Annotated in this window: 18 protein-coding genes; 9 read left to right on the top strand and 9 right to left on the bottom strand. The window is 33.5% G+C overall.

The features are described 5' to 3' along the window. Nucleotides 1-7 precede the first annotated feature (7 nt). The 3 genes from ABN236_RS04395 (at nucleotide 8) to ABN236_RS04385 (ending at nucleotide 3,402) form a co-directional block, all read left to right on the top strand. On the top strand, nucleotides 8-871 hold the full coding sequence (locus tag ABN236_RS04395) for an MrpH family fimbial adhesin (RefSeq protein WP_349473458.1): 864 nt from the start codon (nucleotides 8-10) through the stop codon (nucleotides 869-871). Nucleotides 872-893: 22 nt separating this feature from the next. Beyond that, the gene (locus ABN236_RS04390; RefSeq protein WP_270754170.1) at nucleotides 894-1,211 is read left to right on the top strand and encodes a helix-turn-helix domain-containing protein; all 318 of its coding nucleotides are present in this window, start codon (nucleotides 894-896) and stop codon (nucleotides 1,209-1,211) included. Nucleotides 1,212-1,827: 616 nt separating this feature from the next. Further along, nucleotides 1,828-3,402 (top strand): AbgT family transporter, encoded by a 1,575-nt coding sequence (locus tag ABN236_RS04385; protein ID WP_088493544.1) that lies wholly within the window; start codon nucleotides 1,828-1,830, stop codon nucleotides 3,400-3,402. Nucleotides 3,403-3,463: 61 nt separating this feature from the next. Here ABN236_RS04385 and ABN236_RS04380 read toward each other — a convergent pair whose 3' ends face one another. Next, nucleotides 3,464-3,853, bottom strand: a complete 390-nt coding sequence (locus tag ABN236_RS04380) for a DnaJ family domain-containing protein (RefSeq protein ID WP_349473457.1) — start codon at nucleotides 3,851-3,853, stop codon at nucleotides 3,464-3,466. Nucleotides 3,854-3,983: 130 nt separating this feature from the next. Between ABN236_RS04380 and ABN236_RS04375 the strand changes: the two genes are divergently transcribed. Next, nucleotides 3,984-4,322: a carboxymuconolactone decarboxylase family protein gene (locus ABN236_RS04375; RefSeq protein WP_006534886.1), complete on the top strand. Its 339-nt coding sequence runs from the start codon at nucleotides 3,984-3,986 to the stop codon at nucleotides 4,320-4,322. A gap of 389 nt (nucleotides 4,323-4,711) precedes the next feature. Next, nucleotides 4,712-6,358, top strand: coding sequence for a lipid IV(A) 4-amino-4-deoxy-L-arabinosyltransferase (gene arnT / locus ABN236_RS04370; RefSeq protein ID WP_349473456.1), 1,647 nt, complete (start codon nucleotides 4,712-4,714; stop codon nucleotides 6,356-6,358). A 496-nt stretch (nucleotides 6,359-6,854) separates the two neighbouring features. Here arnT and ABN236_RS04365 read toward each other — a convergent pair whose 3' ends face one another. The 7 genes from ABN236_RS04365 to ABN236_RS04335 form a co-directional block, all read right to left on the bottom strand. Beyond that, entirely contained in the window at nucleotides 6,855-8,207 is a 1,353-nt protein-coding gene (locus ABN236_RS04365; protein ID WP_349473455.1) for a TolC family outer membrane protein, read from the bottom strand. Next, on the bottom strand, nucleotides 8,207-9,532 hold the full coding sequence (locus ABN236_RS04360; RefSeq protein WP_349473454.1) for an HlyD family type I secretion periplasmic adaptor subunit: 1,326 nt from the start codon (nucleotides 9,530-9,532) through the stop codon (nucleotides 8,207-8,209). The genes ABN236_RS04365 and ABN236_RS04360 overlap by 1 nt, the downstream gene beginning before the upstream one ends. A gap of 16 nt (nucleotides 9,533-9,548) precedes the next feature. Beyond that, a complete protein-coding gene (locus tag ABN236_RS04355) occupies nucleotides 9,549-11,288 on the bottom strand; it encodes a type I secretion system permease/ATPase (protein WP_349473453.1) in 1,740 nt (579 codons plus the stop codon). A 163-nt stretch (nucleotides 11,289-11,451) separates the two neighbouring features. Continuing rightward, entirely contained in the window at nucleotides 11,452-12,879 is a 1,428-nt protein-coding gene (gene zapA / locus ABN236_RS04350) for a ZapA family metalloprotease (protein ID WP_349473452.1), read from the bottom strand. 335 nt (nucleotides 12,880-13,214) lie between these two features. After that, a complete protein-coding gene (locus tag ABN236_RS04345; protein WP_349473451.1) occupies nucleotides 13,215-14,828 on the bottom strand; it encodes a M10 family metallopeptidase C-terminal domain-containing protein in 1,614 nt (537 codons plus the stop codon). A 185-nt stretch (nucleotides 14,829-15,013) separates the two neighbouring features. Then, nucleotides 15,014-16,246 carry a nucleoside permease gene (locus tag ABN236_RS04340; protein ID WP_088493536.1) on the bottom strand — a complete coding sequence of 411 codons (1,233 nt, stop codon included), beginning with the start codon at nucleotides 16,244-16,246 and terminating at the stop codon, nucleotides 15,014-15,016. Between the two features lie 84 nt (nucleotides 16,247-16,330). Next, nucleotides 16,331-17,149: a purine-nucleoside phosphorylase gene (locus ABN236_RS04335; protein WP_088493535.1), complete on the bottom strand. Its 819-nt coding sequence runs from the start codon at nucleotides 17,147-17,149 to the stop codon at nucleotides 16,331-16,333. A 205-nt stretch (nucleotides 17,150-17,354) separates the two neighbouring features. Between ABN236_RS04335 and ABN236_RS04330 the strand changes: the two genes are divergently transcribed. Continuing rightward, nucleotides 17,355-18,551, top strand: a complete 1,197-nt coding sequence (locus ABN236_RS04330) for an ROK family protein (protein WP_349473450.1) — start codon at nucleotides 17,355-17,357, stop codon at nucleotides 18,549-18,551. 273 nt (nucleotides 18,552-18,824) lie between these two features. Next, nucleotides 18,825-19,709 (top strand): helix-turn-helix domain-containing protein, encoded by an 885-nt coding sequence (locus tag ABN236_RS04325; RefSeq protein ID WP_088493533.1) that lies wholly within the window; start codon nucleotides 18,825-18,827, stop codon nucleotides 19,707-19,709. On the opposite strand, the gene ABN236_RS04320 is transcribed toward ABN236_RS04325, so the two are convergent. Then, nucleotides 19,703-20,959: a Zn-dependent hydrolase gene (locus ABN236_RS04320; RefSeq protein WP_349473449.1), complete on the bottom strand. Its 1,257-nt coding sequence runs from the start codon at nucleotides 20,957-20,959 to the stop codon at nucleotides 19,703-19,705. The two genes, ABN236_RS04325 and ABN236_RS04320, sit on opposite strands and share 7 nt — an antisense overlap. Nucleotides 20,960-21,714: 755 nt before the next feature. On the opposite strand from ABN236_RS04320, the gene ABN236_RS04315 reads away from it, so the two are divergent. Continuing rightward, nucleotides 21,715-22,518 carry a DUF4225 domain-containing protein gene (locus ABN236_RS04315; RefSeq protein WP_349473448.1) on the top strand — a complete coding sequence of 268 codons (804 nt, stop codon included), beginning with the start codon at nucleotides 21,715-21,717 and terminating at the stop codon, nucleotides 22,516-22,518. Further along, on the top strand, nucleotides 22,511-22,834 hold the full coding sequence (locus ABN236_RS04310) for a hypothetical protein (protein ID WP_088493530.1): 324 nt from the start codon (nucleotides 22,511-22,513) through the stop codon (nucleotides 22,832-22,834). The genes ABN236_RS04315 and ABN236_RS04310 overlap by 8 nt, the downstream gene beginning before the upstream one ends. Nucleotides 22,835-22,885: the final 51 nt, after the last annotated feature.

Here is a 22,885-nt window from a genome sequence, read left to right as displayed (position 1 = left end):
GGTTAATATGTTTACCCCAAAACGATTATCAGCATTATTTATATTTAGTGTGATGATGCTTTTTTCGGCATCATCAATGGCAGCAATATTTTCTTATATTACGGAATCAAAACCAGTAGGGAATAATAATGATGGTGCTAACTATACCTTTATTATTCAGCGCTGGGACCCTGAACCTCCGGGTACATTAAATCCATGCTATGGATGGAAAAAATGCTATATCACTATAAACCACAGACACCAAGCTGATGGTTCCGGTGGTTCAAGAACAAAAGTTATTCTTAGAGATGCTGAAAAATATAGAACCATGGAAGAACTGCGCATTGCAGTTCGCAATAGTGGGAGATTACCATTACCTTATGGCCCGGATGTTGCAAAGCATAGAGGTGTTCCTCTTGATACTATTCAAGAATGTGTGGGCTTGTTTTATCAAAAAAGTTCAGGGGGGATTTCTGATGATGGGTATTTATTACCAGGATCATCATGTGGTATTGCCCCTCCACCTGTAGGTGCTTGCCAAATTATCAATGGTTCTGTGGATTTGGATTACGGTCAAATTAATGAGAATGAAATAGAGAACGCCCGTCGTTCACAAACGATCCATGTCACCTGTAATAAAGATATGACGGTAAAAGTTATTGCAACGGGTATGGCGAGTGAGCACGTTCCTTTACGCCCAGATAATAGTTTATATGCAGACTTATATTTAAGAAGCGATGCAGGAGAATATCTTGGTGAAGATGGCACAATCATTTATGTTCCTAAAAATAGAGCAACACCTGTAACCGTGACTTCAGAATTGCACACTAATGGCCGTGTAGATGCTGGATTCTTCTCAGGTTCTGGGGCTATGATTTTAACATTGCCATAGTAGAAATAGAGTAGGTTAAAGCATGATGGATTATGATCTTATAGACATCAATGTGAATGAACTAGTTGGCAAAAGAATACAGAAAAAACGCAAAGAGCTTGGTTATACAGGCAGTCATATTGCCGATCAATTGGGAATTAGCCAACAACAGTTCTCACGTTATGAACGCGGGTTAAATAAAATAGACTTGAGTTACCTTGTGACATTAGCTGTCTATTTAAGAACCCCAATTTACTGGTTTTTTGAAGATTGTTTTCACATTGAAGAAGAGATTGAAGATAGACACGCAAATAAGTGTATATATTTTATGGCAGAAACTACGCCAGATATTATCTTCTAATCAACAAATATTTTCTCATTGAGTAGTAGATAAAGAGGGCAAAATATAATTTTGTCCTCTTTTTTTATCTTTAAAATATCAACATCATTATTTTTAAATCTTTAATTTACGATTTCTCTCTTTCTTTGCTCAGATCAGCAATTCTTCATTCTACGTATAGTTGAACGTTCAATATCTACTGCAATATTAGTTGTTCATGTTACAAATAATCTAAAGTTTTAACCTATCCTGACCATTTATTCGTCATTATTTTCCCTTTTATAGTAATTACAACCGTTACTATCAGGTTTATCTGAGTGTTTAATCGTTTCTGACTATTAATTGAAGATATTTTTAGTCGGAAAAGGTTAATAAATAATCATGAAAATGTTAAAAAATGTTACCTTATGCACATTTTTTAATTTTAGATATTATAAATTAATTTTAATGCAAGTGATTTGTAATTGTATGATTAATTTTTAATTAGTTGTTTATTATGGTAAAAAATATTTTATTTAACAATTTTGTCATGGCTTTTATCTTAAATAAGGTATTTATAAATAGGATTAACAGATAGTCATAATAAAAAGGGTTGTGTACTGTGCATTTTCTGTTTTTTTTATAAAAAGGATAAATGATGCAAACAAAAAAACAGGGAGGCAGTCGCTTTCTACGCACGGTGGAATGGCTAGGAAATGCACTACCCCATCCCGTTATTTTATTTATTATTTTAATTGCTATTTTACTTGTCTCTTCGGCAGTTGGTGAATACTTCGGTGTTACGGTACAAGATCCCCGACCAGAAGGCGCAAAAGGACGTGCAGAAGATGGCTATATCCATATTATTAGTTTGTTAGATGCGGATGGTATCCGTCGTATATTGGCAAATATCGTTACAAACTTTACTGGATTTGCACCTTTAGGTACGGTGCTGGTGGCGTTATTAGGTGTCGGTATTGCTGAACGAGCAGGTTTATTATCTGCGGTGATGCGTTTAGTGGTAATGAAAGCACCTCGCAAGATGACCACATTAGCAATTGTGTTTGCTGGTATTATGTCTAATACTGCGGCTGAATTAGGTTATGTGGTACTGATACCGTTATCAGCGATTATCTTCCATTCGTTAGGACGACATCCACTTGCTGGTCTAGCGGCTGCATTTGCAGGGGTTTCAGGCGGTTATTCTGCTAACTTACTCTTAGGAACGATAGATCCGTTATTATCGGGTATTACACAGCAAGCTGCGCGTATTATAGATCCAACCTATATCGTTGGTGCTGAAGCAAACTGGTACTTTATGTTTGTCAGTACATTCCTTATTACTTTCTTAGGTTACTTCATTACGGAAAAAATCGTTGAGCCTCAACTAGGGCCTTATAACGGTAACGAACTTGATGATGAAGAAAATGATTTAAGGAATGCTGCTGAAGTTACGCCACTAGAAAAGAAAGCACTATGGGCTGCAACAGGGACATTTATTGTGATGGGCGTGATTTTGGCGCTAACGGTTGTTCCTGAAAATGGCATATTGAGAAACCAAGAAACAGGGCTTATTGGTAATTCTCCTTTCTTAAAATCTATTGTTGTCTTTATTTTCTTATTCTTTGCAATACCGGGTATTGTCTACGGATGGATTGCTAAGACAATGCGTACAGATAAAGATATCGTTGACGCTATGGCGAATTCGATGAGTACGCTTGGCCTCTATTTAGTGATTATTTTCTTTGCGGCTCAGTTTGTTGCGTTCTTTGGTTGGACAAACATTGGTCAGGTTATTGCTGTTAAGGGTGCTGCGCTACTTAATAGTATTGATATGCCAAGTGGGTTGCTGTTCTTAGGCTTTATCTTAATCTGTGCTTTTATTAATTTAATGATTGGTTCAGCATCGGCACAATGGGCTGTGACAGCACCTATCTTTGTACCAATGCTAATGCTTGCCGGTTATGCACCAGAGACAATTCAAGCGGCATATCGAATAGGCGATTCTGTCACTAATATTATTACACCAATGATGAGTTACTTTGGTTTGATATTAGCAGTCGCAACAAAATATAAGAAAGACACAGGTATTGGCACCATGATCTCTATGATGTTGCCATATTCCGTGATTTTCTTAATTGGTTGGTCATTATTGTTCTACTTATGGGTATTTGTATTCAACTTACCAGTAGGACCTGGCTCACCAACGTATTATTCTCCAACAGCAGGTTAATTCTCTGCGATGACGGAAGCTTATACAGGGATGTATAGGCTTTTTCTATTTTGATATTTCATTATTTTTGTCTGGTTTCTTTTTTATGATTTGCCAATTTTTCTGTTAGTTGTGTGGCATAGTCTGCATGTAAAAATTGGGTATCTAAACCTGCTTGTTGCAATTTTAACTCAAGTAATGTCAAACGCTTTTGCAGTGATCCATCTTCTATTCCCGCTTCATTTAACGTACTTAGGATTTCTGCTAGAGATAAGGCTTCTTTTCTGTCTTGCATTTCAGGTGGCAAAAAACCGGCATTCTTTAATAAGTGATAGCTTGCTCTAAGTGACTCTGGAACATGGCTATTATCATCAAGGATCAGTGGTTTCCCTTCACCTTTTAGTGATGAAAGTTCCCCTTTTTGTAACGCTTTTTCGATATGGCGTTCAGCCCATTCATCTAAAATAGACACTTTAAACCTCTTTTTTGGTAACTATCGCAATAGAAAAGATCACCTCAAATTAAATTGACTTGCTTAGATTATATAATTTGATATTATATTTTTATATTATATAAATAAATATATTATCAAGGGATCAAAAATGAGCAAGTACAAAGAAATAGTAACAGACATTGCCAGCAACATGGGGGCGTTGTCTCAAAATATTCCAGAAGTGATGAAAGCGTTTATGAGCACGACAAAAGCGGGTGGTAAAGAAGGCGCTTTAGATGCAAAAACAAAAGAATTGATCGCCATTGCAATTGCTGTCGCGAATCGTTGTGATGGTTGTATTGGATTTCATACAAAAACACTTGTGGAGCTTGGCACAACAGAACAAGAACTTGCTGAAGCATTAGGTGTTGCTATTTATATGGGCGGTGGCCCTTCAGTTATGTATGCATCCAACACCATGGGCGCTTTTAAAGAGTTTAGTAAATAAGATTTTTATCATCATATAATTAAATAAAGTAATCAAAAACCAGAATAAGTTCCTTCTGGTTTTTTTATTTATAGACTTTGTTTATTTTCTGTTTATGTTTAATTTTTATCCTCTATTTTTTAATATTATCTAGATAATATTTTAATAAAAAGACGCCGGTTATTTAATAAAAGATTAATCTTTCATTATTTTAATTTTCAATGAGAATGCTTCATTGTATTGATTTCTATGGGTAAAATGTTTCTTAAGTATCATTTCGGTTGGTTAAAAATAAAGCAAGTTATTAATTAATTATAATTTAATAAATAATAATTGAATCTTTTATAGGATAGCTATTCTAAGTGAGTAGTTCGTATAAGATGATATTGTTTTATTTTAACGGGGAATATATGCGTGTTGATTTTGTAGAAAGATATAAATGGTTTCTACTTTTTATTTTTATATTTTTAACTTATTTAATTCCTCTTGAAACGCGACTACTCTGGCAACCAGATGAGATCCGCTATGCTGAAATTAGCCGAGAAATGCTGGTATCAGGTAACTGGTCTGTACCTTACATGCTGGATGTTCGCTATTTTGAAAAACCAGTATTGGGGTATTGGTTAAACAGTATTGCACAATGGTTATTTGGTGGCGGTAATTTTTCTGTTCGTATTGTTGTTGTGACTTCAACCTTATTAACTGGCTTATTTGTTTATCGTGCTGCTATGCTCGTTTGGCATAACCGTGCTTTGGCGTTTAATGCGCTAGTTGTCTTTTTATCTTCATTTCTTGTGTTAGCAATTGGTACCTACAATATTCTTGATCCAATAGTGACAATGTTTGTCACTATTGCGATGTATTACTTCTTAAGTGGATTATCTGCACAAAATAGAAAGTCAAAAACCGGTGCTTATATTTTAGTCGGTGTTTTCTGTGGATTAGGTTTTTTAACTAAAGGTTTTATTGCTGTTGTATTACCTGCATTAGTTTTTATTGTAACCGCAATTAGCTTATCTCGTTTTAAAGAAGTCCTTTGTTATGCGCCAATAGCGCTTATCTCTATGCTTGTTATTGCAGGCCCTTGGGTGATTTCCGTTGCACTTCAAGCCCCTGATTATTGGCACTACTTCTTTTGGATTGAACACGTTCAACGCTTTGTTGAAAAGGATTCAGCAAGATCGCAACCTATGTGGTTTTATTTACCTATTGTTATTTTGGGTATTTTGCCGTGGTTAGGGTTTTTATTTGGTGCTCTTAAATCGGCTATTTTCTTGAAAAAGGGAACGCTTTATTTTTCGTTTTGGTTATTCCTATTTTTTGCATTCTTTTCCGCTTCCAGCGGTAAGTTATTAACCTATATGTTACCTTGTTTTGTGCCACTCTCTATCTTGATTGCACATTACATAGAAGAGCTAAAAAATAAACAAAATGAAAAAATTCATAATATTAATGCGACCATAAACACGGTTTTTGGGCTTGTTGGTGTTTCTATTATTGTTTATTCGCTGTTCTCTACACGATTTACGTTATATGAAACAAATGAGCAATATAAAGCGCTGCTGGGTATTGTGGGCTTCTTATTTTGGAGTGTGATGGGAATTGCGTCATTCTTTAAACCCACACGTTTACTGACTCTGTTTTGCTCGATAGGATTAAGTCTAGCAATTGGGTATGCCATTCCTCATAAAATAGAAAGCAAAAGTACCCCTGAAAAAGCAATTAATCACTATTATAGTGAGCTAGCCGATAAGCCTTATATTTTAACCGATGAAATCGGGATCGGAACGTCCTTAGCGTGGGGATTAAAACGCACTGATATTCGTTTAACAGAGACGAAGGGGGAGCTTGCTTACGGTCTGGCATATCCTGATGTGCAAAATAAATATTATGATCTTAACCAGTTAGTTAACTTAATTGAAGAGAATAACTATCAAGGGCTTGCGATTGTTTTAGTTCGACCTGAGCGAAAAGAAATATTATCAGTGATAAGTCAATTAAAGGTAAAACCTATTGTAGAAAAACAGGGTAATTTAACATTCGTTTTCTTTAATTAACTGATTTAAAAGTCTATTTTTATTTTTCAAAAGATGGTTATCAAAGAAAAGTAAATTTAACTTTAGCTTTAAAATGACATAGATTTGATTTTTTGTGTTGTTTTTATGTGATCAAAGCCCAGAAATGGATTTTGTTGAGAAATATATTTTGCTCTTTTTAGTTTTAATGGTAGGTTTAAAACGTGTCCATTAAATCGGAGTTAGCTAAGCACTATATGACAAGTCACTTTACTTTATCAGAACCCCCGCCCAAACAAAATGTACTTATGAATGGGGGTAATTTATGCTGATTTTCCTAGCTGAATGTTTTATCGGTCTAGCATCAATTGCTCTTACTCACCGTGTATTAATGTTGTACGGTACTAAAAAGAAGTGATGATACCCGCTAGCTAAAATAAGTAATCAACAGTTGCTTATAATTAAAAGTCCTATTTCTATCCATGATCTAGGACTTTTATAATTACATTAATATTTCTTATTAAAAAATTTAGCAATTCTATTGAAAATAGCCTTCAATTAATTTTATTTTCTCAATATCTAATGTATTAGTATATTGATGTAATAATGTCCAAGCCTGAATATAATCATATTTAGCTTTAATTAAATCTTGTTGAGCACGATATAATAATTCTTCGGCATTAAGAACATCGACCATTGTTCTTTGTCCGCCAATATAACTTTTTTGAGTTGCATCTAATTGCAATTTAGCAGAAGAAACAGATTGCTCATAGGCATTCAATTTAATATTACTCGTTGTGCATATTTGGTATTGATGACGTAGTTCTTGTCTAATTTGCTGGATAATTGCATCTCTTTCAAAAGCGCTCATTTGATATAGTGCAGTAGATTGGCGCATTGAAGCTGTTGTTTTTCCACCATTAAATAGAGGTAAACTGACATAAAAACCAACGTTCGCTGATTGATATTTCTGATTTACGGTATTATTGCTATCGGAATCGCTATTAGAATAAGAAGCATAGAGTTGTACTGTTGGGAAAAATTCACCTCTATTTTTTTCTACTTCTTGTTTTGCTATTGCCATTTCATAACGAGCCGTTTGGATATTGAGATTGCTTTGCATAGCTTCGTTTTCCCATGACTCGTAATTATTGGGTGTGATAGGTTGTAATATAAAACGATTATTGCTTAATTTTGCTATATGCTCTGCATAAGGTAGTGATGTACCAATCATTGAGCTTAGTTTATTTTTAGCATTATCTAACTCAAGCTGAATATCTGTATATTGAGATTGAGTTAAATATAATCGTGTTTGGATCTCTGAGATATCTGTTTTTGTTCCTTCGCCTAACTCGAATAAACGCTGACTTGATGTTAGTTGTTTTTTATAAATCTCTTGCTGTGAAAGATTCAATAATAATTTATCTTGTGCGTAAGCCAATTCTATATAATTATCCACTAATCTTATAACAAGTTCGGAAAACTTCACTTGATAACGACTGTCAGATAATAATGTTTTTATTACTGATGATTTGTAATCACTAAAAGCGGTGTAATCAAAGAGTGGTTGGCTAATAATGGCACTGACAGAATGGCTTTGATAATTTTGGTATTCAGTGCGTTCCATTTCTCCTTGATTCGTATTAATAGGATAAACTTTTCGTTGCCAATTTCGTGGGTTGTTTTGATAGTTTACATGTACGCTTGGGAGTAATTGAGATAGTCCAATATTTTCATATTCTTTCCCCGCAACCTGTTCTTTAATCGCAGCATTAAAAGTAGGATCATTTTTTACTGCTAAGAAATAGAGATCAGACAAACTGATGGCAAAAGCGTGAAAACTTAGCATCCATATAAATATAATGGCAGAGAGTTTTTTTATTCGCATCATTATTCTTCCGTCAATGAAGTATGGATCCTATCTAAAACAGGTTTAAAGAGATAATTTAGTAATGAGCGATCGCCTGTATTAATAAATACATCAACCGGCATTCCTGCTTTTAATTTATTTTTGTTTTCTGTAAGAAGAGTATTATCTTTAACATTAATAAAAACTTGGTAATAAGGTTCTGTTGTCCTTTCATCAATAAGTCTATCCGCTGAAATTAATGTTACCTCTCCAGGAATTTTAGGTGTTGTATTTTGATTGAATGCACTAAACATTAAATCAACAGGAAGACCAAGGGTGACTTTATCAATAAGGTGAGGGGCTAAACGTGCCTCAATAATTAATTGATGATCTTGAGGAACAACTTCCATTAATGTTTGACCTGTTCTTACAACACCACCTTGGGTAAAAACAGATAAATCCATTACTATTCCCGAAATAGGGGCAGTAATTTGCATCTTTTTTAGTTTATCTATTTCGATGATAAGTTGTTTTTCTGTTTCACTCATTTGTAATTGAACTTGATTAAGCTCAGTACGTGCTGATTGGTAAAAATTAGCATTGCGTTGCAATATTTTTTGCTCATATTCCAACTTTTGTTTTTCTAATGTACTTATTTGTCCAAATGTATCATTAAGATGGTTATTATTTTCAGCGAGTTCACGCTCAATTTCTTGATAACGATGGCGAGGAATATAGCCTTCATTAGCAAGTGTGTATAAATCTTTGATTTGATTTTGTAAACTATTAATTTGATGCTGTTTATTTTGTGTGGATCTTTTTAAATGAACTAAACGATTAGAAACTCCATCAATAATAGCGTTATAGCCATTTATTTCACTATGCAATTCTATATATTTTTCATTAAGTAACTTGTTTTGAAGTAGTGATAATTTATTTAAATTCTCTGAAGGAGAATAATATTTTTCATTAGGATCTAAGGTGAACTCTGTTTTTTCATTTAATTGAGCATATAAGCGTTGTTGAGTAATAAGTAAATTATCATATTGTTCTGATAGGGATTTTACTAAAGCTTTTGATTGAATAGGGCTTAATTGAATAAGTGTTTGACCTTCGGTTACATTATCGCCATTCTTTACTAAAATATCAGTAATAATACCTTCTACTGAAGCTTGAACACTTTTTTTATTACCTGAAATTGAAACATTTCCTTTCGCTGATACCCCTTTATCTAAGGGGGCAAAGGCTGCCCAAAAAATAAAAATAGTAAGACCTAAAAGAATAACTGACCATCCTATTATTAAGAATTTCCTAGGATCATCTGAAATGCCATGAACGATATCGATTTCATTTTTTTTTGTGATCATAATAGTTTTCTCAATATTAAATATTGCTTTGAGTAATAGGTGTGGTTGCTGGCGTTGGCGTACTCTTTATTGCTGATGAGTTATTTAATTCAGCAATAACGGCTGTCGTAGAGCCAAATAATTTAGTGTGACCATCGAAAAGAACTAAGAGTTTATTGGTCACTGAGAGTAATTGTTTTTGATGCGTAATTAATATAACGGTCTTTTTATTTTGTTTAAGCATTTGAATTGCTTGCATTAACGCTTTAATGCCCAAATCATCTAAATTAGAATTTGGCTCATCTAAAACAACCAGTGTAGGGTTGCCATATAATGCGCGTGCTAACGCTATACGTTGTCGTTGCCCACCTGATAATCCTTCACCATGAGCACCAATAACGGTTTCATATCCATCAGGAAAACGTAAAATCATCTCGTGAACATTTGCCATCATTGCAGCTTGAGTGACTTTTTGAGGATCTATCTCAGAAAAACGAGCAATATTTTCGGCAATTGTACCGGGAAAAAGAGCGATTTCTTGGGGAAGGTATCCAATATATTGACCAACTTCACTTTTATTCCATTGATATATATCTGCATTATCAAGGCGTATGGCACCCGTTTTAACTTCCCATATGCCAACAATAAATTTAGCTAAAGAGGATTTTCCTGAAGCACTAGGGCCAATAACACCAAGTACATCACCCGGGCTGAGTGAAAAATGAATATTATTTAATAGAGTACGTTCCGTTTGAGGATATTGAGCTTGATTAATATTGACCGTTAATTCACCTTTAGGGGCAGGTAGGGCCATTTTTTTATTTTCTTCAGGATACGCGTTTAGTAGTGTGGTTAATCTTTTATAAGCTTCTTTACTACTATCCCAGTTTTTCCATACACCAATAACTTGTTCAATCGGGGCTAAAGCACGACCTAATAGTATTGATCCTGCAATCATCATTCCTGGGCTAATTGTATTATCTATTGCTAACCATCCGCCTAATCCTAACATTAAGGACTGCAGTGCCATTCTAGTGACTTTTGTTATTGCATTGACACCGGCTGCATTATCACTTGCATGAGTTTGTGCTTGTAGGTATTTAAAGTGAGCAATTTGCCATTGGTTTCGTAAATAACCTAGCATTCCCATTGCTTCAATAGGCTGTGGATGTTCAAAATGATGACCTTGTATTACTTGTGCTTGATTAGCAAACTCATTGGCCTTTTTTAATGATGATCGAGATAAATACTCATTAAGAATTGCCAATGAAAATAAAACGAGCGCACCGCATAATGCAAATAATCCTAACCATGGATTAAATAATGCAATAACAAGAAGATAAATAGGGAACCAAGGTAAATCAAAAAAAGCAAAAATAGCATGACTTGTAATAAATTGCCTAATAGTCACTAAATCATTAAATGCTAAAGAGGAATTAATACCGGGAGTTTTATTCAATTTTGCTTGATATGCAGCAGTATAAATTCTTGAGTTTAAGGATAAATCAAGTTTGTTACTCATTCTAATGACAATAATGCTTCTTAAATACTCCAATCCGCCCATAAAAATAAATAATGCTAACATAATGAGCGTTAGCATTAATAAAGTCATTTCATTGCCTGACGGTAAGACTCGATCATAAACTTGTAACATATAAATGGAAGGAACTAACATTAAAATATTTATTAAGGCTGTGAATATTCCAATGGAAAGAAATACTTTCTTTCTCTTTTTTATAATATTTGTTATTTCATTATTGTGTTTACTTGCTGGCATAATGTTATTCCTGATTTTATTCCTATCTGTTTATTGCTATTTACTGCATTTCTTCTATCTATACGGAGCGATAAATCTATCTTTTTTTTAATAAAAAAATATAAAAATAGCTCCGTATAGGTAAAAAGGTAGGAGAAATACTTCTCTCCTACCCAATGACAACTTAAACAATAAAGTCAGTTTCGTAATTAACAAATCCTACAATGTCAATTTTGAAATCAGGGCTATTTCCATAACCATAAGCATTAATAGCAAGTTCACTTGAGTTTGTTGATTGATCATATTTAATGGTTGCTTCACCTGAGCGACCTGTAAAATTATCAACAAAATTAAGGAATTTATGGCTAAAGGTATTTTCGATTAATTCTGATAAATCAATCTTATCAATACCCGATTTGAAGTCCATTATTTTGTCAGCGGCAGAGACTAAAGAGTCAGAGATCTCTTTATAAACAAAGGTATTGCTACCTGTACCACCCCATAATGTATCTTGGCCGCCGCCACCATACAGTATGTCGTTACCGCCGCCACCGATGAGAATATTATCAGCATCATTTCCATAGATAATATCATTACCAGAGCCACCGATTGCATTTTCTATTGTAACGCCTTGTGCAATAGAAACGTTTTTCTGTAGTCCGCCAACATCAGAGAAATGACCCTCGCGTAAATCAATAACTTGATCTTGATAATATCCTGAGAAGTCAAAAGTATCGTTACCACCACTATCCCAAACAGAGAATATTAATTTATCGTTACTGCTTGTTGCAGTGTAATAATCAATACCCGTGTTTGAGTTGAAACCATAAACATCATCACCTGTTCTGGTTGTTGTATTTGCACCATAGAGGTATTGCATTGCTGAAATATCATGAAGTAAAGGAGCGCCTGCATAAGCACCTTGGAAATGCGCACCTGTCTCATATTCTTCCCAATAACTCATAACAGTATATTGGCGACTGTCTTCAGCGTAGTCAGATTTTAAATAACCCGGTACATTTTGCCCTGCGTTATAATCTCCAGGGTGCATTAAACCGAGAGCATGACCAATTTCATGGATAATAGTTAAGCGACCATAATTACCTAATTCAGGCGTTGTATTACCTGCATAATAATAATCACTAAACCAAGCTTGGCCTGAAACATCACGCCCATAATAATCATGGGTATTTGGTAATGTTGCATAAGCTTGGAATTTGCCATATGGATCAGTAATATTTCCAAAAGTAATATCTGATTTCACATTTGGTCCTACTTCTGTAAATTTAATATTTGCGATATCAGACCATGCATCTAAAGATTGTCTTGCATGTTCTTTCTGTGTTGAATTAAATCCATAGGGATTTTTATCACCAAAATCATTAAACTTTTTACCTGCCCAAGTTGGGAATGAATACGTTACTTCTGCGGCTTGACCGATAACATATTTCCCATTCCATGTGGAATCTTCACGTGCGATATGTTTTCCTGCGGTATCATAATCAAAAGAAGGTAGAGTCTTAGCTGAGAAATTATAAAAAATTCCACTCTTATCTAATAAATCAGAAACATTAGATAATCCTACTGCTTTTTTTAATAAAGAAGAACCCATAATATCCTCCGGATATCAAGTTTAGGTTAAGTTTATTTTCATGTTGAAAATAGTTTAATTATCTGGCGAGCGCCAGCGATAATAAAGATAGCCACTTATTGATATTAATCTAGAGGGGGAAAATATGTTTTTAAATAATTGTGAAGTGAGGTGTGTTTTAAGTCAGAATAATTTAATTAAGTTAATAAAAATAAAGTTATCTTTCCTAGTGGGATCTTTTTTTCTGTTATTATTTTATTTCGTTATTTTTGTTGGAAAAGATATAACTTAAATATTATATTTAATTGATCTAAGTTATATCATAATCTTGTTTTAATTTTTATTTACTTTATGTGTTAGCTATTAAATATATCATCAAAAGAAAAATAACCAACAAGTTCTATTGTATGAAGATGGTTTATAGATTTAATTTCTTCTGAAATGGATATTTTTGTAGTGTTTTCTACGTTTTCATTGTCATTAAAAACAATGATTTTTTTATTTTTAATTAAATCGATAATATTAAAAATATGATCATCTTCATCAGAGAATAGCAGGAGATCTTCATTTTTATTAAAGTCCATAATTTTATTATGGCTATTATTATGACCAAGACTTAATATAAATATATCCCTTCCTTTTCCTCCACTAAGTTGATTGCATCCATTGTCATCCCAAAGAATATCATTGCCATCAGAGCCATACAGAATGTCATCACCTTCGCCGCCATAAAGCCAATCATTGCCTTTCCCTCCTTGAAGTATATCATTGCCATTATTACCATAAATAATATCGTTACCGTTATTACCATAAAGATGATTATCAACATTATTACCAATAATAATATCATCATTAATACCACCAATAGCATTCTCAATGATGGCACCATATGCGATAGAGAGATTACCTCGTAACCCTCCAGTATCAGAAAAAGCGCCTTCATTGAGATCTATTTTTTGCTTTTTGTTATATTTATAAAAATTTAGAGTATCATTACCATCGGCATCCCAAATACAGGTGATCATGACATCATCTGGTGAAGTTAAGCTATAATGGTCTCTTTGCGTATTAGAATCAAAACCATAGATAGTATCATCCGTTCGAGTCGTTACGTTTACCCCATAGAATTTCTGAATAACATATATATCAATTAATAATGGAGAGATAGGGTAAAGCCCTCCAAAATCAGCTTCTTCTATTTGGGGATATCGATATGTCATCACTGTATATTTAAAAGTATTAGCTTCAACATCAGGATTATTATAGTCATTCCATTTAAAGGTATGAGGTAGACCAAGAGCATGCCCTGTTTCATGTATATAAGTTTGAGTTTCTCCATTTCCTTTGGATAATATTATAGGTTGATTGTTAATATGGCTATTTTCATTACTGTTTTTATATAAGGTGATATGTGAGTTTGTTTCTAAATAATAATATTTTATATTGTCTGACTTTTCTTTAAATAAATTAACTTCATTTTTTTGTTCTAATGTCATTTCTTTTTTATTAAATTTTTTTATACATACAGTCGAGGATATATTGATCCAAACATGTCCGCCATCACTGTAATCGATGACTTTCTCTATTCTTTTACTTGGATTTGTATTGTTATCTGGAAAAGTAGCAACACCGGTGACTAAATGAGAGGTGTCTTTCGTTATCTCATTCACATTGTTATAAACACCAAATTTTATATTGGTGTCGTATTTATTGTTTTTCTTTATAAATTTAATATTTGTAATATCAGACCATTGTTGTAATATTTTCTCAGCTATTTCTTCTTGATACTTATTTAGCGTAGTGATTGTTTTATACTCGTCACCTCTCAAACTACTCCAATCGGGAAAGCTATACGTTATTTCTGTAAATATATCGTCTTTATTTTTCTTATTCCATCGTTTAAAAGGTGAGTAATTTTTTATTACATTGATGACAGTAATAAATTCTGGTGAATGGTTATTTTGTGACATTTCATTTCCTTTTTTAAAGTCCATTTTTCTTTAATATATTATGTGTTAATGGTTTTTTTGCCTTTAAAAAAGGAATTCTTCGAAATATATTAAATTTTAAAATTAATTATAAATAAAAATGATAATAAACCTTTTTATCGATTTATTATCATTAATATAAGATAGTAAGTGATGTATAAAGATTATCAGTGCGCTAGTTTTCTATTTTCCTTGAAAGCAAACACAAAGATAATTGCTAGTATTAATGTATATGATGCAAATATTAACCAAATTGATTGCCAATCTTTCATACCATTGACAGTAAAATGATCAACAACCATACCACTTAAAATAGAGCCCGCATATGCACCAACGCCATTTACCATGGTCATAAAGAGTCCTTGAGCACTGGCTCTTATTTCAGGTTTAACTTCATTTTCAATATAAATAGAGCCTGAAATATTAAAGAAATCAAATGCACAGCCATAAACAATCATCGAAAGCATCAGCAATACAAAACCCCAAGGAGAAGGATCGCCATATGCAAATAATCCAAAACGTAAAGTCCATGCAATCATACTTATTAGCATGACTTTTTTAATGCCAAAACGTTTTAGGAAGAAAGGAATTGCTAGAATGAAGGCAACTTCCGCCATTTGTGATACTGATAGTAAAATTGATGGATATTGAACAATTAAACTATCTGCAAACTCAGGATTTTTAGCAAAATCATGAATAAATGGGCTGCCGAAAGTATTTGTAATTTGAAGTACAGCACCTAATAACATCGCAAATAAAAAGAAGATTGCCATGACTGGTTTTTTAAATAAAACAAAAGCATCTAACCCTAAGCGAGAAGCCCAAGATGTGGATTGTTTATGCTGTGCTGTTGGAATTTTAGGTAAACAGAATGAATAGAGCGCTAAGCAAAGCGATGCAACGGATGCAATATATAATTGAGTATTGCTAAGCTCTAATCTAAATAAGCTGACACACCACATTGCAACAATAAAGCCTATCGTACCAAATACACGAATAGGGGGGAAATGCGCAACTGAATCTAATTTATGCTTATTTAAACAAAAATAGCCAATGGAGTTTGAAAGTGCAATGGTTGGCATAAATGCTAATGCATTAATAAACATAACCCAGAACATAATCGAAGGATCTGTCACTGAAGCGGCAAAGAATAAAGCAACAGCACAAATAAGATGACAAATAATATATAAGCGATTTGCAGGAATAAATTTATCGGCAATGATACCTAATAAACCAGGCATAATTAGAGCCGCAATACCTTTAGAGCCATAAACTAATCCAACTTCAATCCCTGTGAAGTTTAATGTTTGCATCATGTATGCACCTAGGGTAATCAACCAACTTCCCCAGATAAAATATTGCATAAACATCATGCCTTTGAGCTGTATTTTTATACCCATAACAATCTCCACTGTTGGGGATATTGATTTAAGTGGATCATAGGCAGCTATCTATGATCCACTTTTTCTCTTATTGGTAGAAAGTTATAAGCGAGAGATCACTTCACTGATAAGCTTTAAGAAGGTAGATTTTACGCGTTCTGCTGTTTCAATGACTTCATCATGACTAAGAGGTTGTTCTAAAATGCCACAAGCCATATTGGTTAAGCATGAAATACCAATGGTATCAATACCTGAATGGCGAGCTATCAGTGCTTCAGGAACGGTTGACATGCCTACGGCATCTGCACCTAATGTTCTTATCATGCGGATCTCTGCTGGTGTTTCATAAGTTGGACCTGTCCACCATGCATAGACACCTTGACGTAAGGTAATGTCTTGTTCTTTAGCAATATCAAGAACGATTTGGCGCATTGCTTTGTTATAAACTTCACTAACATCCAGAAAACGAACGCCGAGTTCAGGATTATTTGGCCCAATCAGTGGGTTATTTGCAGTCAGGTTAATGTGATCCGTAATTAGCATAAGGTCGCCCGGATTAAATTCAGTGTTTACGGCACCACATGCGTTAGTGATAATCAGTTTTTCAACACCTAATGCTTTCATTACACGAACAGGAAAGGTGACTTCATCAAGTGATACACCTTCGTAGTAATGAAAACGACCTTTCATTGCAACAACTGTTTTTCCTGCAATTTTACCAATCACTAATTCATTAGCATGTCCCACGGCTCCAGATGCTGCAAAGTGTGGAATGGTGTGATACGGGATATGTACTGCATCTTCTAATGTGTCGGCAAAAGGGCCTAAACCTGAGCCTAAAATGATCCCAATCGTTGGTTTTTCTGTGGTTTTAGATTGAACAAATTCTTTTGCTTTATTAATTTCAGAAACCTGATGCATGACTCTCTCCTGTGTAAATCGTCATTACGTTTTAAATAGTGGTTGAGAGTACTTTGCCTGATAAACAAAAATGGACAACTTTCTTTTTCTCATTTTGAGATTAAGATCATGTTGTTTGTTTTGATTAAGGAACTATTGCTTTTTTTACAGTAAGATAGCGATATCCCTCTTTTTGCTTCTCAATAATTTAATAAAGGATATCGTTATGCTATTGAAAAATTTAAAAGAACTTCAGTCTTCTAAGACTTCAAAAGCATTGAAACTAAAAAGCCTTTACAAATTAGTGGCAGAAAATGGACCGATAAAAACAGAAACGTTGACCGAATTAGCACAAATGAAGCCTGCGACTTGTGCTCGTTTATTGGACGAGTTAAATGCGCTTCAATTAATTACAACTGCAGAATTAGGGGAATCAACCGGTGGACGAAAACCTATTTTGTATAATATTAATACAGAAGGGGTGTTTTTGATTGGTATTGAATTAAGCAAAGTCTATTCAACCATTGTGCTAATGGACTTAAAACTTAATATGCTGGATAAAATTAAAATATCGCCAGAGCCTTATTTATCTGCATATGAAATGACAGATAAGCTATTACCTAAAATTGATGCCTTGTTATTAAAAAATAAAATCAGCTATGAAAAAATTTTAGGATTAGGAATTTCTATTGAGCATGTTGTTGAGCATCAATTGACTTCAAAATCCCTTGATGAAGAGTTCAGCGAATTAGAGACGTTATTACGTAAAAAAATTCCTACTTACGTTACTGTAGGAAGCGGAGTACATTTTGCCGCTTTAGCTGAATTTCGTTTATATTACCGCCAAAAAACACAACGATTTTTATTTACTTCTTGTGATACCGAAGTAAGAGGATGTGCCATTATTGGCAATCAGTTTTTAACTGATACTTCAGCGACTATGAATTGTTTTGGTCATATGACGATTGATGTAAAAGGGCCATTATGTGAATGTGGCTCTTACGGTTGTTTAAATACACTCTGTTCTTTAGATGCTATAAAAAATAACGTTATTCATCAAATAAGGCGAGGAAAAACCTCCTTATTAACATCGCTTGTTAGTGTTGATGATGAAATTAATTATCACACTATTTTTCAGGCAATTGAAATGCGTGATCCTTTGTGTATTGATGCATTAGAAGAAGCCGCTTATTACTACGGGCTTGCTATTGCCAATACGATTTTAATGCTCCAACCTGATATTGTGGTTTGTGGTGGAACATTAATACCTAAATATACGTTTTTTGATACGGTTAAAAAAACGATTGAAACTAAACTCGCACTTTTCCCAAATATAAAAACAGAAGTTTATCCAGCAAGCCACGCTTATGAAATCGTATCTCAAGGGGCTGGCGCAATGGTATTAGAGCATTTAGTTAATTAAATAATGAAAAAGGCGCTGTAATATCAATTACAACGCCTTTTAGTTTTTTATTATTGTTTGTTTTTGCTACTTTAACCCTGGTGAGGTTACCTGCTAGGAGACAGGTTTATTGATATAGACTAACTTTTTACTGCAAACTTCTTTTATTTACCTCATTGTGAGGAAGGTGATTCTTTTTATTTTTGGTTTAATTTAAACTATCTGAACTAACGTATTATTGTTGTGCCGTTACTTTACCCTGGTACTTTGTGCATTTGGGAGCCAATTATAAATATGCCTTACATACCTAGAGAAAAAATAGATTACCAATCCATTGGCTATCGCTTGCGTGCTTACCGTATAGCCTCTTCATTAAAAGCTGAAGATGTAGCCGAAAGCTTGGGCATTTCTCGTGCTGCTGTATATCGATTAGAAAAAGGCGAAATCGTTAAAATTGAGACACTAGATAATCTTGCTAGATTATTAAATACCTCGTTAACCAGTTTGTTAGGCATTAATACTGAATATTATTCAAGTGCAAATGGCTTTTTTGAACGAATGCGCCAACTTGAAACTCAATCTTCACATATTTATACCCACTTCGAACCGTTCTCTTACTTATTAACTTCAGATTGTTATGACAAAACATTGGTTGAAATGCTAACAGAGGCATCGCCCTTAAATCTTTTGTCTGAAAAACAACAAGAAGTTTTATCTATTTTAAAAGAGCGTAAGAAACATCAGTCCTTACATTCACCCCATATTTATAACCTTATTAGCCAACAGCAAATTGAAAAATTTCTTTATGTTGGCATGCTAGGTTCGGTTAATTTAACTAAAACACTGCAACAAGAAAGAAAAGAGCGAGCAAAAAATGAAATTCTTCATTTAATTGAAAAGTTAGAACAAAAAAATAGTTATCTTAATATTGCAATTATTTCAGATACTATGCCGTCTCTAACTTTCCAATTATTTTATCAAGATAAAGTACCTCTTTCTTTAGCCGTTAGCCCGTTCCGTTTAGGTGAGTTTCCTAATGTCAGTACGGGCATCGCGACAGTGACTTCTTCAACTGAGGCAATATTTCAGTACCAATCCCTCTTTGATAAGTTATGGTTAAAAGCCACTAAAGGTGATGATGCTATTAATCTTTTAAAACAAATAGTTAGCCATTATTGATTTGCTAGTGTACCTAATGTCTCAGCTAATAAATCCGCTGCAACAGCAATATCGCTAAATTCGGTAAATTCATCAGGATGATGACTAATACCCGCGACAGATGGTGTAAAAATCATTGCTGTTGGATAAAGCGGAGCCATATTCATTGAGTCATGGCCAGCACCACTTAGCATTGTCATATAGTTGATATCGTGTTTTTGACACAAGCTTTCAATAACTTGGCAAATTGAATCATCTAGTTTCACTGGCGATTCAGCAGAAATCGGTTGAACATCAATAGCGACACCAAAATCTTTTTCTGCTTTTTCAACACTATTATTTAAACGCTGTACAACACGTTGAATACTTTCAGTATCAATACCACGAATATCCACTGAGAATTTTACTTGTCCTGGAATAACATTCATGGAGTTTGGTACAACATTGAGCTTACCCACTGTACCAACAGTGCCATAAACAGCTTCAGTACATGCCGCGCGGTTGATGTCTGTAATAATGCCTGCACTTGCAACTAGAGCATCTTGGCGCTGATACATTGGTGTCGCACCAGAGTGATCTGCATGGCCATTAACCGTAACCGAGAAACGAGTTGGCGCAGCTATTCCGTTGACAATACCGATAGTTTTCTTGTCATTCTCAAGACGTTTACCTTGCTCAATATGCAGCTCAACAAAGGCGCTAAAACGATCTTTTTTGATTAAGCAATTATCAAAATTATCATGTTGGTAGCCTAAAGACTTCAGAACTTCAAAGAAGTTATTGCCATCATCATCTCTATTTTGTTCCCAGCGAGCTCTATCTATTTTGCCTGTTAAAACCTTACTGCCAATACATGAAAAACCAAAACGGCTAGATTCTTCTGCACGGAAAACAACCAGCTCAAGGTCTCGTTTAAGTTGTTGTGGTTTATATTGCATTAAGGCATAAAAACCAGCGATAACACCCAAAGCTCCGTCATAAGCGCCACCTTGAGGTACAGTATCAAGGTGAGAACCAGTACCTACTGCGGGTAGTGAGCGATCTTTACCTGGTAAACGTGCGTAAAGTGTACCAATACCATCACGATAAACTTCAAGCCCAGCTTCTTTCATTAAACCAGCAAGATACAGATGCGCGGCTTCATCTTCTTCGCCATAGGCAATACGAGTGATCCCTTTGCCACTGTTATCTTTTTTATAAATTTGCATTGTTTCAATTAACGCTTTCATATCATCAATTGAATAATGAGGTGCTGTATCTTGTTGAGTCATAAGAGAATTCTCCCGTGGTTTCTGTAATATCTCTTTGTCTAAAAAATGAGACAATTTAAGGATTAAAAAAGCCATCTTTAAAGATGGTCACTGTTTTTATGATCATTGCTTATTATATTTACTGCTGTAGCTATATTTCGTCAATGACAATTCAGGTGAATTTCATATTCTGTGAGGTAGGTATTAATTAAAAGGAGATATATATCTAGAGTATTTCTTAAATGAACTTAATTTGTGTGATAAATGTTATAAAAGCGATCGCTTTTTTATATTAAGAATATTTAAAATTATATTTTTAATTTAAAAATGAAAATAAGAATTATTATTGGTAGTAAATTTATTGTTTTAAAAATTACTTAAATTGTGATTTATATATTAATAATAAAGATGATTAAAAATATTCCTGACTTTTTTTGTATTAATAAAGATATCAGTTTTTATATTAAATAATATTTATAACATTATCAGGGAAATGTTGGGTTTACCTGTAAGTATCATAAATAACGTGTAAATATATAGAGGTGTTTATATAAATTTAACTTTCCAACTGTTAAGGTGAATAATTACTTATCTTATATATCTAGGCTTATAGTCTATTTATTTTATCTTTTTAGTTGAATGAACTTTTATCTCTATAATAAGTAGAAAACTAAACATTCACTATTGATAAGGGTTGTTAAACATTACACTATAGTAGCCGATAATTCGGATGAGATATCACTTAAGTTTTTATTTTCAATAAGGATGTGAAAGAAATGACTGAGTATGAGCTAGACTATAGTTATAGTGATGTGTATAGAGATACATTAAGAAGAGAATCCAGTTATTTAAGAAAAATAGCAATGAAATTTGCCTATCAATATATTGGTGATTCTTTTGCAAGAATGATGTTCTTAAATGATATAGAACAACTGATTGCTAGAACAGAGTTAGAGGTAAGTAGTTATTGCTTAAGTTTATCAGCAGGATTAGATAATATCTCCGATGAAATTGAAAGATTGGAGTTACAGGATAATTTACTAAGAAATCGAAGTATAATGCAATATGCACTTTTTGAAACAATACGTAAAAAAGAAGAAAATGAGGAAAATAATAAATTAATACTCAAACAAGTAGGTTTTGTCAGCGGAGCAATGCAAATATATGGAGGGGGAGGTTCTTGTGTGGGATCTGTCGGAACATTATGTAGTAGTTTAGGGGTTGGAATGGTATCTCAAGGTGTAAATAGTATGATTGAAAATGGATATTATTTATTATTTAGAGAAGAATATAGTGGACCTGTAAGAAACGGATATAGAGCAGCATCTAAAGCTTTAGGTTATGGCGATAATGAAGCGGATATGTTTTATAATGTGGTTGATTTAAGTTTATCTGGTGCATCATTATTGAAACCAGTTCTTAAAGAAGATTCATGGAAACTATTTCACTATATAAAGAGTGATTTTATAACATCATGGAAAACAATGGATAGAGTGCCTCTTATGTCAGAAATTTTCTTTGACGGTATGGCTATTTATTCTACATACGATTTATATGAAGAGGGAAATAAAAGTGAATGATTTTGATGTATTATCACCTTTTCCTTTTGGCTGGTTGGAGCTTTTTCTATTTTATCTATCTTCATTCTTTTTATTTTTCATTTTATATAAAACTCAACTCTATATTCTTTGTAAAAAAAATAGATTTTTAGATCTTATTTATCTTGCAGTTGTTGGTTTATGTGGAAGTTGTTGTCTTATTATATTCAAATTTGGTGATAAATTTTTTATTGGTGAATTATTTATAAGGTCTGGTAATAAAGATATTATTCGCTATAGCTGTCTCTTTTTTGCACTTTACCTTTGTATCTCACTGACATTTGGCAAAAAAAAATAATTTATCATATTGATGTTTTATGAAAAATAGATTTAATTCATGGTGAATCAA

It is taken from the genome of Proteus sp. fly-1013, assembly GCF_040140245.1.
Lineage (GTDB): Bacteria > Pseudomonadota > Gammaproteobacteria > Enterobacterales > Enterobacteriaceae > Proteus > Proteus mirabilis_B.
The sequence above is the reverse complement of the archived record's forward strand: the minus strand, read 5'-3'. Positions and strand labels throughout refer to the sequence as shown.